This is a genomic window from Tenacibaculum singaporense, assembly GCF_003867015.1.
Taxonomy (GTDB): Bacteria; Bacteroidota; Bacteroidia; order Flavobacteriales; family Flavobacteriaceae; genus Polaribacter; species Polaribacter singaporensis.
Genome location: NZ_CP032548.1, coordinates 2,491,226 through 2,507,109, shown reverse-complemented (window position 1 = coordinate 2,507,109; position 15,884 = coordinate 2,491,226). Strand labels below are relative to the sequence as shown.

At 31.7% G+C, this 15,884-nt stretch carries 9 protein-coding genes; 7 read left to right on the top strand and 2 right to left on the bottom strand.

Features of this window, described 5'->3' with window-relative positions; all coding sequences use genetic code 11:
• The first annotated feature begins 26 nt into the window (after positions 1 to 26).
• The 3 genes from D6T69_RS11025 (at position 27) to D6T69_RS11015 (ending at position 4,784) form a co-directional block, all read left to right on the top strand.
• Positions 27 to 1,400 (top strand): TackOD1 domain-containing metal-binding protein, encoded by a 1,374-nt coding sequence (locus tag D6T69_RS11025; RefSeq protein ID WP_125067783.1) that lies wholly within the window; start codon positions 27 to 29, stop codon positions 1,398 to 1,400.
• Positions 1,397 to 2,719 (top strand): glycosyltransferase family 2 protein, encoded by a 1,323-nt coding sequence (locus D6T69_RS11020; RefSeq protein ID WP_125067782.1) that lies wholly within the window; start codon positions 1,397 to 1,399, stop codon positions 2,717 to 2,719. The genes D6T69_RS11025 and D6T69_RS11020 overlap by 4 nt, the downstream gene beginning before the upstream one ends.
• A gap of 100 nt (positions 2,720 to 2,819) precedes the next feature.
• Positions 2,820 to 4,784 carry a DUF4114 domain-containing protein gene (locus tag D6T69_RS11015; protein ID WP_125067781.1) on the top strand — a complete coding sequence of 655 codons (1,965 nt, stop codon included), beginning with the start codon at positions 2,820 to 2,822 and terminating at the stop codon, positions 4,782 to 4,784.
• A gap of 61 nt (positions 4,785 to 4,845) precedes the next feature.
• On the opposite strand, the gene D6T69_RS11010 is transcribed toward D6T69_RS11015, so the two are convergent.
• Complete coding sequence (locus tag D6T69_RS11010) at positions 4,846 to 5,205, bottom strand: hypothetical protein (protein WP_125067780.1); 360 nt, start codon at positions 5,203 to 5,205, stop codon at positions 4,846 to 4,848.
• Positions 5,206 to 5,316: 111 nt separating this feature from the next.
• Here D6T69_RS11010 and D6T69_RS11005 point away from each other — a divergent pair, with 111 nt between their 5' ends.
• Together D6T69_RS11005 and D6T69_RS11000 are read left to right on the top strand one after the other, a co-directional pair.
• On the top strand, positions 5,317 to 6,219 hold the full coding sequence (locus tag D6T69_RS11005; protein ID WP_125067779.1) for a DnaJ C-terminal domain-containing protein: 903 nt from the start codon (positions 5,317 to 5,319) through the stop codon (positions 6,217 to 6,219).
• A gap of 2 nt (positions 6,220 to 6,221) precedes the next feature.
• Positions 6,222 to 6,512, top strand: coding sequence for a chaperone modulator CbpM (locus D6T69_RS11000; RefSeq protein WP_125067778.1), 291 nt, complete (start codon positions 6,222 to 6,224; stop codon positions 6,510 to 6,512).
• 6 nt (positions 6,513 to 6,518) lie between these two features.
• Here the strand turns inward: D6T69_RS11000 and D6T69_RS10995 are convergent, their stop codons facing one another.
• Positions 6,519 to 8,894, bottom strand: coding sequence for an FdhF/YdeP family oxidoreductase (locus tag D6T69_RS10995; protein WP_206197810.1), 2,376 nt, complete (start codon positions 8,892 to 8,894; stop codon positions 6,519 to 6,521).
• Positions 8,895 to 9,064: 170 nt separating this feature from the next.
• Here D6T69_RS10995 and D6T69_RS10990 point away from each other — a divergent pair, with 170 nt between their 5' ends.
• Both D6T69_RS10990 and D6T69_RS10985 read left to right on the top strand, forming a co-directional pair.
• On the top strand, positions 9,065 to 13,783 hold the full coding sequence (locus D6T69_RS10990) for a hypothetical protein (protein ID WP_125067776.1): 4,719 nt from the start codon (positions 9,065 to 9,067) through the stop codon (positions 13,781 to 13,783).
• Positions 13,783 to 15,879, top strand: a complete 2,097-nt coding sequence (locus D6T69_RS10985; RefSeq protein WP_125067775.1) for a fibronectin type III domain-containing protein — start codon at positions 13,783 to 13,785, stop codon at positions 15,877 to 15,879. The genes D6T69_RS10990 and D6T69_RS10985 overlap by 1 nt, the downstream gene beginning before the upstream one ends.
• The last annotated feature ends 5 nt before the right edge of the window (positions 15,880 to 15,884 follow it).

Here is a 15,884-nt window from a genome sequence, read left to right as displayed (position 1 = left end):
AAAATTAACTATTAAAAGTAGGAATCATGCTAAATGTTTTAAAGAAATCAAATTCGAGAAGAATCATACAAGATAGTTATTCGTTCTTGTTGGTTTCACATACTAGCGAGTTACAAAACGAAGAGCTAGCATATTTAGATGGTTTTATTATTGATACTGATACAGTAACTAATGCAAATGACATTATTTATAGTATAAGAACACACAAAAACATTCAAGTTAGCTTGTCGCCATTGTTTGTGAATAGCATTTACAAATTACCTAAAGAAGCAGCCATTCATACCGATGGTGACGTAGAGCTAAACATATTCTCTTCTTATATACAAAGAGTAATAACTATAAAAAAGAGAATAAAGAACCTAACAGTACCTAAAGTAATTTCTCATGAAAAGCTTATTCAGTTAAAAACAATGGCATTTTCTTATTCGAGAAATAAAGTTTTAACACCAATTGCAACTAGAGAAAGTTATATAGGATATGAATTTCCATTTATCTCATTGTTCTACAAAAAAAATGAAGCAATATCATTATTAAGAAATTTAGAAAAAGCAGTAAAAGAAAATAGTTTATCTGTAAGCTTAAAAGACTATGTACACCTTTGCAAAAGTTGCTCTGGTAATTATCTAAATTTTAGAGAATGCTGTCCGAAATGTGATTCTATTGATATAGTAGCAAATGATATGGTTCACCATTTTGTTTGTGCTCATGTAGCACCAGAAAAAGATTTTAAAGTTGACGATGGTTTGGCGTGCCCAAAATGTGATAAAAATCTCAGACATATCGGAATAGATTATGATAAACCTTCATCAATCTATTCGTGTAATACTTGTAATCACGAATTTCAAAATGCCAACATGAAAGCCTTGTGTTTAGATTGTGAAACAGAAAACAAATTAGATGAGCTTTTAGAAAAAACAATAGGAAGTTATAAAATAACCGAAATAGGAGAACAAATATTATTTAATCAAGAAAGTACAAGTCAACCTCAGTCGGAAACTATTTCTGTAGGTAGTATGAACACGAGTCTTTTTAAAATTATAGTAAACCAAGAAATAAAGAGAATAGAAGTAACACAAGGAGACAGTTATTTGGCAAAAATAACATTTGAAAATAAGCAGTTAGAATTGTTAAACACCGATTTAAAATTAAACCTAACCAAAGAAATAAGTTCAATAATACAATCGTATTTAAAAGCTTCAGACATCTTATCTGCAGAAAAGTTTAATAGCTACTATATTTTACTCCCAGAAACTAAAGAAAATAAGTTAGAAAGATTAGAGAACATACAATATAATCTATCAAAGCTATTATCAGATAACTTGAGTGATACCCAACAAGAAATCAAAATAGAGATTCATAAAATTTTAGGAACCGATAACTCAAATACGTATTTCGAATGATATTTTTAAGTCTACATAATTTAGTTCCAGAATATGTAAATTACTGGTTTGTGGTTGGCTTACCAAAATTTATAAGAGTGTTTTGGTATTTCGTAATCTTTGAGTTTACACGTTATATAATCATAGATTATGTAATCGCATTTATTTTTCTCATTACGGGAAAAAAAAGAGCTAAAAAATTTGAAGAAGCTAAAAGAAAACTCTTTCAAGAAAATCCTTTTGTATCTGTAATCATTCCAGGGAAAAACGAAGGAAAACATTTGTATAAGCTAACCAAATCATTGGCAGAACAAACGTTTAAAAATTTTGAACTAATTATTGTTGATGATGGTTCTGATGATGATACTCCTATCATAGGTAAAAACCTTGAACGTTTAGGGTTGATAGATATGTTTATACGAAATGAGATGAGAGGAGGAAAAGCATCAGCAGCAAATTTAGCGCTGCGTTTTAGCAAAGGTAAATACATTGTGCATTTGGATGCCGATTGTTCTTTTGATAGCGATGCAATTGAACAAGTACTTTTACCTTTTTTTATAAACGATAAAATAGCTGCAGTAGGAGGAAATGTAAAAGTGAGAAACTACAAAGAAAGTTTGTGCGCAAAACTACAAGCAATAGAGTATTTAAAAACAGTATCAGTAGGGAGAATAATTACGTCTTATTTGGGAATATATAAAATTATTTCAGGAGCATTTGGAGCTTTTAGAAAAGATGTAATAGATAGTATTGGCGGATGGGATATAGGTCCAGGTTTGGATGGAGATATCACAGTAAAGATTAGAAAGTCTGGCTATAAAGTATATTTTCAAGAAAAAGCGATTTGTTTAACCAATGCGCCTTCAAAATTTAAAGTATTGACAAAACAACGTTTAAGATGGGATAAATCTATTATCCGTTTTAGAGTTCGTAAACATAAAGATGTGTATTTTCTTACGGCAAATTTTAATTGGTCAACTTTTTTTTCACTTGCAGAAAACGTATTCTACAATGTTATTTTAGATATCATGTGGTGGGTTTATATCATAGATATTATTGTAAATTATAACAGTTCTTTACAGTTTATTATCCCAATGAACTTCACATTATACTTTGTAATGTCATATGTACAAATGCTAAGTATTTACATTTTTTCAGAAAGAAGAGAAGAAGAAAAATACTTGTGGCCTTATGTTATTTTAATGACGATATATACAGGAACTTACTTAAGAATAGTAAGAACTATAGCTTATTATAAAGAGTTCTTCTTCAAACGATCATTCGAAGACCCTTGGAATCCATATAAATCTTCAATACAAGCTAAAAGAGCTGGTTTGTAGTTGATTACCATTAATCTATACTTGCCGGTAATTAATCGAAAAAAGAACAGTAACAGGGAGTGAAAAAATAAATTTACAGTATAATTAAAACAAGTAAAAAATGGAAAAACTAAGAATTTTAGCAATTATACTGGTTGGCATTTTCGTTGGTTGTCAATCAAAAATAGAAGACGATATTATTGATAATATGGAAGCAACAGAAGAAATAGTAACAAAAAGCCCATATACGTTAAATAATTATAGAAATTCTTTATCTTCTAGAATTAGCTATATAAATAGAACAGCAACTATTAAATCAATAGTTAGTGGTTTAACAGGTCAAAAGTTTGCTAGCCGAACAGAAGGAGTTAACGGAACACAAGAAATGTATTATTGGGAGCATGTAGCAGAAGTAGCTCCGTTAGTAGTAGAAGGTAAAACGCTAAGTGCAACACATATTACATTATCAGGTACTAAAGCCTACGTAAGTTATCATAAACAAGGAAATGAGCATTTAGGAGCGGTAGAAATACTCGACTTATCCAATCCGAATTTTCCAGAAATTATGAGTCAAGCAACATTTTTAAATTCTGACATCAATGCAATTACCTCAGATTTTGAAGGAGATTCATCATCAAGAAAAGTATGGTTAGCAATGTCAGATGCAACACATGGCGCACAATTGTTTGAGTTAGAAACAAACAACGGAATATTTACAGAAAATTACCAAAGAGTAAATCTGTCTAATATTTTAAAAGATGGAGTCTCAGCATCAGCAAACGGGATAGCAGTTACCGATAGTTATTTATACATAACTTCAGGAAAAACTTATGGAGGCACTGTTCAGTTGAATAAAGATGACTTATTTGCAATTGGTAAAGAAACTTACAGTGATGCAAAATATATCGCTGTCAATGGTACTTCAGATAATTCAAAAATAGTAAGTCTGGTTACTGGAGATAATGCGCAATTAAGAGTTAATACAGTAACGGAAGGATTAAATTCTACTATATATGGTATTGGAGAAATTTTTCATCAAAATGTAGTAGAAGCATACAGAGGAAAATCTACAATGGAATTTTCTCCCTTAAATAGTGATCAAATATATGTAGCAAAAGGTAAAGACGGAGTTACGTTAGTAGATGTTACAAATGGAGAAATAATAAATGAATCTAAAGGAAGTTTTTTGGTTGTAGGAAACACCAATGGCGTAAGCACAGATAATGATTATGTGTACGCCGCTAACGGTTCAGATGGGATCTCTATATCACCACATCCAACAAGTGTAGGAGAAAATATTCAACCAGTTTTTTATTGGGATTTAGCAGAAGAAGGAGCTTCAGCTAATTATATTATTGCAGATGGTGAATGGGTTTTTGTAGCTAAAGGTAACGGGGGTTTTAAAATTTTAAGAAAAAGAATAAAAGATGAATATAAAACTATTACAACATATACCACAAACGGTAAACCAGATGGGTTAGAAGAGGATAAAGAAGTGTGTAGCTCTTTGTTACCTAATATTTATGCAAATGTCCTTCCTGAACGTCAAAATGCTATAGAGGCACATCCTGAGTACTTCACAAACCCTGTAAAAAATATAGTTGTAAAAGAAGAAACAGAATTGTATTTAACTTTTGTAGATGAAGGAGCAGGTTATAAAAATGTACTAGGTTATTATACCTATCAAGAAGGGAGTGTGCCTACAAGTGAGGATCAACTAGATAAAGTAGTAATTTTTCCAAATGCTTCAGCGAAAGGATCTGGAGGGGAGTTGATAAAAGGTAATACAATGCGTTTACTTGGTACCTTTGAACCTGGAACAGTAGTAGGCTTCTTTTTAATAGCAAATGGCTGGAGAAATGGTTCTATCACAGATGGTTATTACTCTCAGTATACGGATATTGATTTTAACTTAAGTGGAAGACAACAAAGTATAATTTTTTATGATAAAACTTGTAATTCTACAGTAATAGCCTTTGAAGACATCTCAGTTCCTAATGGAGACAATGATTTTAATGATGCAATATTTGAAATTTCAGCATCAAACCCAAGCGCTATTGATACTTCAGAATTTAACCAAATATAGATTTTAAGTTAAGAGCTAATATAATTTAAACAAAACTATATTGGCTCTTTCTAAAAGTTTTTTAATTGATTAGCTCGTTTTGATTTTGTACTCTAAAACAACGTTCTTCTCCAAGAAATAAAGGATTTCCGTGTTTTTCAGACCAAAACCCGTCTAAAATATTTTTAGACAGACAAGAATAAACTACAACACCTTTATAAATAGTATTGTCATCACCAGTATAGTTAAAATTAATTACAAGGATGTTGTTTTTAAAGAAACCAGTTCCATGCTGTTCTTGTTCATTATTAATAAGCCACTTGGCAAGGATTCTATTATTTTCATCAAGCGTTAAAAAAAGAGTTCCTTTATAAGTGTTTTCACTTTCATCCTGATTACTCCCAATAATATTGTATGCTCCTACTAAATCTTCTACCGTCATTCAATTATCAAAATAAGAATGCAAAAATACATTAAAAAGATGTAGAGGTAAAGTATTAGTTTAGTGTAATTATATTTTGTAAATTTAGTGTGTTAGGGCAATTTAATTGATATGGAATTTATAGATTATTATAAAGTTTTAGGAATAAATAAAAATGCTACTGCTGCTGAAATAAAAAAAGCATATCGGAAGTTGGCGAGAAAATATCACCCAGATACAAATCCGAATGATGAAGAGGCTAAAAAGAAGTTTCAACAAATAAACGAAGCAAATGAAGTGTTGAGTAATCCTGAAAATCGTAAAAAGTACGATGAGTATGGAGAAAATTGGCAACATGCAGAAGTTTATGAGGAAGCAAAAAAACAACGAGGTTATCAAAGCAAATTTGGTAGTGGAGGCTCTTACCAACAATATTCATCTTCAGGTTTTGATGGAACTGATTTTTCTGACTTTTTTAATGCTGCATTTGGTGGTGGTAGAAGCTCAGAAAGGAGGACAGCACAATTTAGAGGTCAAGATTTTAATGCTTCATTACAATTAAATTTAAGAGATGTTTATACCTCGCAAAAACAAGTATTAACAGTAAATGGAAAAAAAATAAGAATAACCATTCCTGCAGGAGTAGAAAATGGACAAACGATTAAAATAAAAGGACATGGAGGTGAAGGTATAAATGGAGGTCCAAGAGGAGATTTATACATCACTTTTGATATTAAACCTGACGCTAACTTTAAACGTGATGGGGCTAATTTATATACGGAGCAAAGTATTGATTTATATACGGCAGTGTTAGGTGGGGAAGTGGTGATTAGTACTTTTGTTGATAAGGTTAAACTTCAAGTAAAATCAGGAACTCAAAATGGAACTAAAATCCGATTAAAAGGAAAAGGATTTCCAAAATATAAAAAAGAAGGTCAGTATGGTGATTTATATGTTACTTATAAAGTAAATATCCCTACCAATTTAACAGATGAACAACGAGAGTTATTTACAAAACTTTCTAAATTAAAATAGATATGAGCGATAAAGAATTAATAAGTGTACAAAAAGTTATTGTTCATCATAATTTAGATGAACAATTTATAGAAAGTATCGAATCTTTTCAGCTCATAGAGTTTATAATAAAAGATTCGAACAAGTATCTACATACTGAACAATTACCAATTTTAGAGAAAATAATCAGGTTGCATTACGATTTAGAGGTAAACATGCAAGGTATAGATGTGATTAATAATATGCTTGATAGAATGGATTCTATGCATAAAACAATTCAACAATTAGAAAATAAATTAAAACTATACGAGTAAACTAATTTATGAGTTAGATCTCTTATAAAGAGTTCCGTCTATTTTATCATAGATATCAGGATTGTGCTTTTTAATTTTAATTTTAATATGTTTTGAGGCAGGCATATTACTTCCTTTTACGGTGTTGTGAATTGAAACCAACACATTCGTTTCAGGGAAATAAGTAACCGTATTTTTTTCAGGAATAGGATATTCAACAATAATAAATAGCGGAGCAATACGCTCAGTATTGTCATCATAATTGTATAAATCTACCTTGTCACCAGATTTAAAGCCAGCTTTTTCTATATCGTTTTTATTCATAAAAACTACACGACGCTCATTATAAACACCACGATAACGATCATTTAATCCATAAATAGTAGTATTGAATTGATCATGTGTTCTTACTGTAGCCATTAAGTATTCATCTTCGGTTAGTTTATTTTCAGGTAAAGAAGTTAAAGAAAATGGAACACGATCACCAAATTCTTTTGTTTTAAAGTTCTTTTCACGAGCACCATTAGGTAAATAAAAACCACCTTTTTGTTTTACACGAATATTGTAGTTTTCAAAACCAGGAATACATTTTTCAATATCATCTCTTACAGTATCATAACTGTTCATGTAACGATCCCAATCAACCACACTTTTGCTTCCTAAAGTAGCTTTTGCCATTCTACAAACAATATGTGTTTCGTTGATAAGCTTGTCAGAAATAGGTTTTAATACTCCTTTAGACCATTCAACAATTCCCATAGCATTTTCAGCACTTGTGTACTGATGCTCACCGTTAACCATATCAATTTCACTTTTAGAAATAGTAGGTAATATTAAAGCTTCTTTACCATGAATTAAATGGGTTCGGTTGAGTTTAGTAGAAACTGAAACAGATAGGTCTAGTTGTCTTAATCCGTTTGCTGTATAGGTGGTGTCAGGAGTAGCAGACAAGAAATTACCCCCCATACTAAAGTGTACTTTAACCTTTCCGTTATTCATTGCTTTTATAGTATCAACCACGTCATAACCGTTCTCTCTTGGCGGATTAAAACCAAAAACCTCCTCAAGTTTATCTAATTGTTCTTGGGAAGGATGATTATTAATCAACATTGTTCTATTTCCTTGGACATTACTATGACCTCTTACAGGACAAGAACCTGCTCCGGGTTTACCAATACTTCCTTTTAAGAATAATAGGTTCAGAACTTCTTTTATAATATCAACTCCGTTAGGTTGTTGCGTAAGTCCCATTCCCCAACAAATGATAATTCGGTTTTTATAAGCTAACATTTCTGCAGCTTTTTGAATATCTTCTTTTAAAATACCCGATGCTTTCGCCAATTCATCTAAATCATAGCTTTCAATTTGTTTTATTAAATCCTCGTATCCAACTGTTTTATTATTGATAAATTCTTGATCGAAAACTTTACCAGGAGTTTCTTTTTCAAAATGTAATAGTAACTGTTCGATTGCTTTTAGTAGAGCTAAATCTCCATTAATTCTAACGGGAAGATGTAAATCGGCAAGTTGGATCCCTTTTCCTAAGACACCACTTATTTTTTGAGGATCTCGGAATTTCATTAAACCAGCTTCGGGAAGAGGATTAACAGCAATAATTTTAGCTCCATTCTTTTTCCCTTTCTCTAAAGCGCTTAACATTCTTGGTGAGTTCGTTCCAGGATTTTGACCAATAATCATGATGATATCGGTATCGTAGAAGTCTTTTAAAGTAGCAGTTCCTTTTCCTATACCAGTAACTGAGGCTAAGGTGAAGCCAGAGGTTTCGTGGCACATATTAGAACAATCAGGAAAGTTGTTTGTTCCAAATTCACGTACAAAAAGTTGATATACAAAAGAAGCTTCGTTACTTGTTCTTCCAGAAGTGTAAAATGCTGCATTATCTGGAGACTCTAATTTATTTAAGTGTTCGGCAATTTTTGCAAAAGCATTGTCCCAGCTAATAGGTTCATAATGAGTACCACCTTTAGGAAGGTACATAGGCTCAGAAAGTCTACCTAAATGTCCAATTTCATAATCAGTTAATTGAGAAAGTTCATAAACAGAATTTTCTTTAAAAAAGTTTGCAGTAATTCTTTTACTAGTAGCCTCTTCAGCTATAGCTTTTGCGCCATTTTCACAATACTCAGCAATAGGAGAACGTTCATCATCAGGATCAGGCCAACCACAACTAGGACAATCAAAACCATCAAACTGATTCATTTTAAACAAAGCTTTTCCTCCTCTAATCAAAGCTTTATCATTAATTAAACTTTTTATAGCATTTGTAACTCCAGGGATACCTGCAGCCCAATCTTTTGGTTTACCAGTTCTTAAGCTTAATAATTTGTAAGGAGGTTCAGCAGAAGGTTGTTTATCAGTTTGTTTTTTGGGTTTGTTATCCATTATTTTTTCTATAATCTTAGAACTATAAAGTTATGAAAAAAAGAGAAAAAGAAGAGTGTGGATGTTTTTGTTAAAAAAATGTGAAATTTTTTATTCTTCAACTTTGGAAAACAGTAAATTACTGCATATGTTTGCATGGCTAAAATGAAATTGTTAACCCCTTATTGCTTATGAAAAAAATTACTTTTTTCTTTTTTATTGTATTTTCTCAATTAGTTTTTTCTTCAACCGATAATCCTTTAGATAGTATTTCTAAGTCAAAAAAAGCACTTCCTAAATTAATTGAGTTTTCTTCTAAAGTAAAAGGAGAGTTTGATTTTGATTATGTAAAAGAAAATTACTCAGACCCTAAGATAGATACACTTATAAGTAGAGCAACCTCTGTTTTTGAGGCGATAGAAAAAACAGGTAGCTATGTAGATGTTTTAGGCTCTGATGATATGATTACTTTACCGGTTGGTGTTAAAAAGAGATTCGGTAAATACACAGCTTTATTAGGTGTAAGTAAAGCTAAGTTTTATCCAGATTACACAGAGGTGACTCTTTTTGCAAAATTAACAATTGGTCAACTTGGTGCAAACGGGAAGCAACAAGAGCTATTTTTTGGAGCAGATAATATAAAAATATCTCACAAAGGAGGAATATATGGCGATACCAATATATCCTTGTTTGGTGATGTAGCAATACCAATACAAGGTAACAAAGGTTTACTGGAATTGAAGGGAGGTTTTAATATGAAAACAGGTATTGTAGAAAACAAAACCTATATAACCATTGATTGTTCTGGAATTAAAGAAATAGGGGTAGCGGCCGATGTATTGTTCTCAAGAGAACTATTAGAGCCATTGGACGCCAACTACAAAGTTATTAAAGATGGAAAAACAAGGGTTAAAGGCTCTTTTAAAACAGTAGTGTCAGATTGGAACGATATTATTGCAGAGATAAATTTAAGTCATCCATTTCAAATTAAGGATAAAAATTCTACAACAGGTAGAGGTAAAGGAGGGGTAGTCTTTGAAGTTAAAAACGCTGTTTTTGATTTTAGTGATTTAAGAAACTCTACAAATATGAGTTTTCCTAACTCGTATAAAGAAAAGTACCTAGTTCCTGGGAATGAAGAATTGTGGAGAGGAGTATCTATAGAAGAAATAAAAATTATTGCGCCTAAGGAGTTTATGAAAAGAAATGAACAAAATAGGCTTAGCTTTTCAGCAAAAGAATTTCTAATTGACGGCGAAGGAATAACAGGGCAATTCTCAGTAGAAAATCTTTTTTCTATCGAAGAGGGAATAGCTTCAGGTTGGCCTATTTCTGTAACTGATCTGCATGCTTCTTTTATAGCAAACAAAATAACAGGAGCTGGCTTTGGCGGGCATATAGCTTTGCCTACTTCAGGAAAAGTTACAAAAGAAGATATTATTAATCAAACAGAACTTGTTAAAGGAGTTAGGAAGGCAATTAAATATACAGCTATAATTGATGTAGGGAATGATGATTATAGTTTAGCTCTGGAACCCATAGCAAAAAATGGATTACATTTTCCCGTTTTCATGGCAGAGGCACACTTAAAATCAAATTCAAGTGTAACTCTTAAAGTTAAGGAGGGTAAGTTTAGACCGAAAGCTAATTTATATGGTAGTTTAACAATTAAAGGAGGTAGTGGAGCAGCGAGTAAAATGATTAATTTCAAAGGTATCACTTTTGAAAATTTACAATTACAAACAGAAAAACCTTTAATATCAATTGACCATATGGGGTATGAAGGTGAGTCTTTTAGTTTTTCAAATTTTCCTGTCACCATATCAGATATCAATGTAACAGCAAACGATCAAAAAGCTTCTTTAGGTTTTACTCTTGATGTCAACTTAATGGGAAAGGGTTTTTCTGGAAATACTCAATTAGAAATTATAGGAAAGTTTAAAGAAGAAGAAAAAATTCATAGTTGGAAATTTGAAAAAATAAAAATACATAAAATTGATATTGCTGCTGATTTAGGAAGTGTTAAGTTTAAAGGACTTGTTGATATCAAAGACAATGATCCTGTGTATGGTAATGGTTTTTACGGTGAGTTAGAGGCAGATTTTAATAGTATTAATGTAAAAGCAACAGCTTGGTTTGGTAAAACAGATGTAAGGTATTGGTATGTTGATGCCTATGCTGATTTATCTTCGTTGAAGACTAAACCTATGATTGGACCTGTTGAAATTAATGGCTTTGGTGGTGGAGCTTATTACCATATGAAAAAGACATCTAATCCGCCTAAGTTAGTGTACCAAGGAGAACTGGATGATAATGGAAATCCTGTACCAGTTAAGACTCCAAAACCTCCTTCGGGTATGGACTATGCTCCTGATGCCAGTTCTGGTTTAGGTTTTAGAGCAATGTTAGGGTTTGCATTAGCTAATGAAGGCGCTTTTAATGGTAAGGTAGGTTTTGAAATGGCTTTCAATACTCATGGAGGACTGAATAGAATATTTTTCTTCGGGGAAGCTCATATCATGCAAGGTTATAAGTTAGAGTTTGCAGATAAGTTCAAAGAAAAACTTAATAAGCTTGAAAATAAAATTAATGATTTAGCCGATAATCAGTTGGTTAAAGACTTAAAAGAAACAAATTTAGTAGAATATAGTAAAGTATCTTTCCCACAAGATGGGTTAACTTTTGATGTGGGAATTGATGCACATTTTTCTATGGAAATGGATTTTGTAAATAATTCTTTTCATAGTGAAATGGAAGTATATGTAAACACACCAGGAAACTTTTTTAGTGGTGTTGGTCCTAGAGGTAGAGCAGGATGGGCTGTTTTCCATACCGGACCAGATGGTTGGTATTTACATATGGGAACTCCAAAGGATCGTATAGGACTTCGAGTTGGGATAGGAGGTTTTAGCGTATCGGCTACAACCTATTTAATGATTGGTGATAATTTACCAGGAAGCCCACCACCACCTCAAGCTGTAGCTGATATTTTAGGGGTGAGTCTAAATAGTTTAGACTATATGAGAGATTTGAATGCGTTAGGAGATGGTAGAGGTTTTGCTATTGGTATGGACTTTAGTCTAGATACAGGAAACATGAATTTCTTAATGTTTTATGCCCGATTTAGAGCAGGTCTAGGTTTTGATATCATGATTAAAGACTATGGAGAAACTGCTTGTAAGGGTAGTGGGCAGATTGGTATCGATGGATGGTATGCAAACGGACAAGCTTACGCATATTTAGAAGGAGAGTTGGGGATACGAATTAATTTATGGTTCTATAAAGCAAAAATACCTATAGTAAAAGCAGGGGCAGCAGTACTGTTACAGGCAAAATTACCAAACCCTAGTTGGTTTAGAGGTTATGTTGGAGGCCATTTTAGTGTGTTAGGAGGAATGATAAGAGGGCGTTTCAGGTTTAAAATTGAGCTTGGTGAGGAATGTGAGATAATTGGAGGAGCTCCATTAGGAGGTATGAAAATAATTTCAGGAGTAACACCTGATAACGATGCTACAGAGGTAGATGTCTTTACGGCACCACAATCAGCATTTAATATGAAGATAAATAAACCTTTTGAACTTGAAGATGATAAAGGAATAAAAACATATAGAATTTTACTAGATGAGTTTATTGTAAAAAGTGATGGGAAAGTAATTGAAGGAGAGTTAGAATGGAATGAGTCACAAGATGTAGTGAATTTTGTTTCTTTTGATGTTTTACCACCACAAAAAACTATTCAAGTAAAAGTGGCGGTGAGTTTTCAAGAATTAAAATCAGGAAGCTGGATTACATTAATGCATAATGGAAAGAAAGCACAAGAGATTGAAGAAAGAACTTTTACTACAGGAGTAGCACCAGATTATATTCCAGTTGAAAACATAGTATATACATATCCTGTAATAGATCAGAAGTACTTTTATCAAAATGAAAGTACAATGGGTTATGTAAAATTAAAAAGAGGTCAACCTTACCTGTTTACTCCAGAAACTGATTGGAAGCAAAAAGTGGTGTATAGTAATGAAGAGGGACATAATTTTATGAATTCAGTTTCTTATAGTAAAGGAGATAGACAGGTGAACTTTAAGCTTGGAGAGTTTAATAATCAAAAGAAATATACATTGAAATTGATTAGTTCACCAGACGCAGGAGAAGGTTCTGTAAACGAGACTTCTTATACGAAACAAGATACCGGTTATGAAGGTAATACCGTAGAGGTTAAAAATAAAGAGGTACAAAGTGTGGTTAATGAGAAAGCTGTAACAGAATTATTGAGTTATGACTTTTCTACAAGTGAATATAATACGTTTGCTAAAAAAATAGATGATAAAAGAGTAGTAAAACACTATTTAGAACCTATTTATTCTGATGTACATGCTATTCAAACAGACGTAAGGGAATCAGAAAGATTTGATAGAATTGAGTTAGAAGGAGGGAAATATTCAAATAAACAGCCTTTGATTGAAGCAGAAGCAATTTTAGATGATAATTATTATGAAGACAGGATTTATCAGTTAATTTATGAAAAATATCCTCTAGAACCTGAATTTACCGTTAATAGAGATGTAAAAGATTTAGGGATACCCCCTAAAAAAGGAATTGATATCTTAACTTGGTATGTACCATATTTAAGAAATAACCCAACATTCTCATTATTAAGCAAACGAATTCCTTATCGATATAATTTACCTTACCATTATAAGAGAGACTTTATGGATATACAGTATAAAGTGGTTAATAAGTATTTAAATAACCCTACTGAATATGCATCACAAATACAGAAGTACAATTATATAATTAATGGAGTGTTCCCTGCAATATGGTCAGGAAAATATAAAGTTAAAATGCAATATGTTATGCCTGGAGGAGTATTAGGAACAAGTACAGTATTTAAATATAAAAACCCTTTTTAATGCTATCTAACAAGAAAAGAAATATAATATTCTCGCTAATTTTTATACTCTCAACATTAGTTGTTTTTTCACAAGAAAGAAAAACAAATAAGAATGCAATAAAAGTATTAGCAAGACCACATAGTAGTAATAAAATTATGTTGCGTTGGGGAGCTACAACCCCAATGTCATTTAGAAAGTTGGCAAAGTATGGTTATAGATTAAAAAGGTATACTATTAGTATTAGTGGACAGACATTATCTAAACCCATAGAGAAAGATTTAGGAGTTTTTAAACCTGCAGAGCCACAGAAATGGGTTGACATAATAGAGAAGAATAACAATGCTGCTATTATGGCTCAATCGTTATTTGGAGAAAGTTTTGATGTGGAAGGAGTTGGTTCTTTACAAGGAATTATAAATATGTCTCAAGAACAAGAACAACGATTTACTTGGGCGTTGTATGTGGCTGATCAGGATTTTGAAGTAGCAAAATTAGCAGGATTAGGGTTTGAAGATTTAAAGGTGAAGTCTACAGAAAAATATGTTTATAAAGTTTTTTCTTTAGTACCGAAAGAAGAAATGAAAATTAAGGATGGAGGAGTTTTTGTAGGACTTCAAGACTACCAAAATCTGCCAAAACCGCTGGATTTAGCAGCTATTTTTGATGATCAAAAAGTAATGCTAAATTGGAATTATGCAATTCATAAAAATGAGTTTAACAGTTATTTTATAGAACGTTCAGAAGACGGCATAAGCTTTAATCAACTTAATAAATTACCCTATACTACTCTAAATAGTGGCGGTAGAGTTGACACTAAAAGAATTTACTATACAGATTCTATTCAAAATAATAAAACATATTATTACAGAGTAAAGGGAAGAACTCCGTTTGGAGAACTAAGTCCTCCTTCAGAAGTTATTTCAGGGAAAGGAGTAAAGGTACTACCATATGTGCCAAAAATTTCAAGTAAAAAAATTGTAAATAACAATAAAAGTGTTGTTTTAGAATGGAAGTTTTTAGAGGAAGGTGTTGATTTTATAAAAGGCTTTGAATTAAATAAAAGTAATAAAGCTAATGGACAATACGAAACTGTTGTAAGAAATATTTCCACGAAAACAAGAAAAGTTCAATATGATAAACTAGATGCTACCAATTATTTTACGATTACCGCTATAGGTAAGCAAGGAAATAGTCGAACATCGTATCCTGTGTTAGTACAACCAGTGGATTCTATTCCTCCAGTAAAACCAATAGGTTTAGAGGGAGAGGTAGATAGTTTAGGGGTGGTTACCTTAAAATGGAAAAAAAATATTGAGCCAGATATGTTGGGGTATCGAGTTTTTAAAGGAAATAATGAAAAAGAAGAATTCTCGCAAGTTACAGTTAGCCCGCATCATGCAACAACTTTTTATGATAGTGTTTCAGTAAAAAATTTGAACAATAAAGTATATTATAAAATTGTAGCAGTAGATAAGAGATATAATATGTCTAAATATTCAGATGTTTTAGTTCTGAAAAAGCCAGACTTTATTCCACCAGCACCACCAGTAATAACGTCATACAATGTTGAAAAAGAGACGGTAAATTTAACATGGGCTAATAGTCAAAGTAATGATATAGCAAAACATGAGGTATATAGACGAGTTAGAGATAGTATAAAATGGAATTTAATAGCTACACTACCTAAGGATACATTGCATATTGAATATACAAATTGGCAGGATGCTAATGTAGAAGGAAATACAACTTACCAGTATTTAATTAAAGCTGTTGATGAAAGTGATTTACAGTCTATAAACACAAAGTATATCACTATTGAAGTACCAAGGTTTACTTTATTAAAAGGATTGAAAAACTTAGGAAGTTATGTAGATAGGGATAACACTTTTATAGAATTGTTTTGGAAAACTGTAAATAAAGAAGCTATTGTAGAGGTAATGATTTACAAAGGAAAAAAAGATGAAAAAGTATCCTTGTTAAAAAATGTATTACCAAGTACGAATAGAATAGTAGATGAAAATGTAAAACCAAATAATATATACACTTATATATTACGTCCAGTATTTGTAGATGGTAGCTTAGGACAGATAAGAGAAATAGAAGTAAAATATTAAAATAG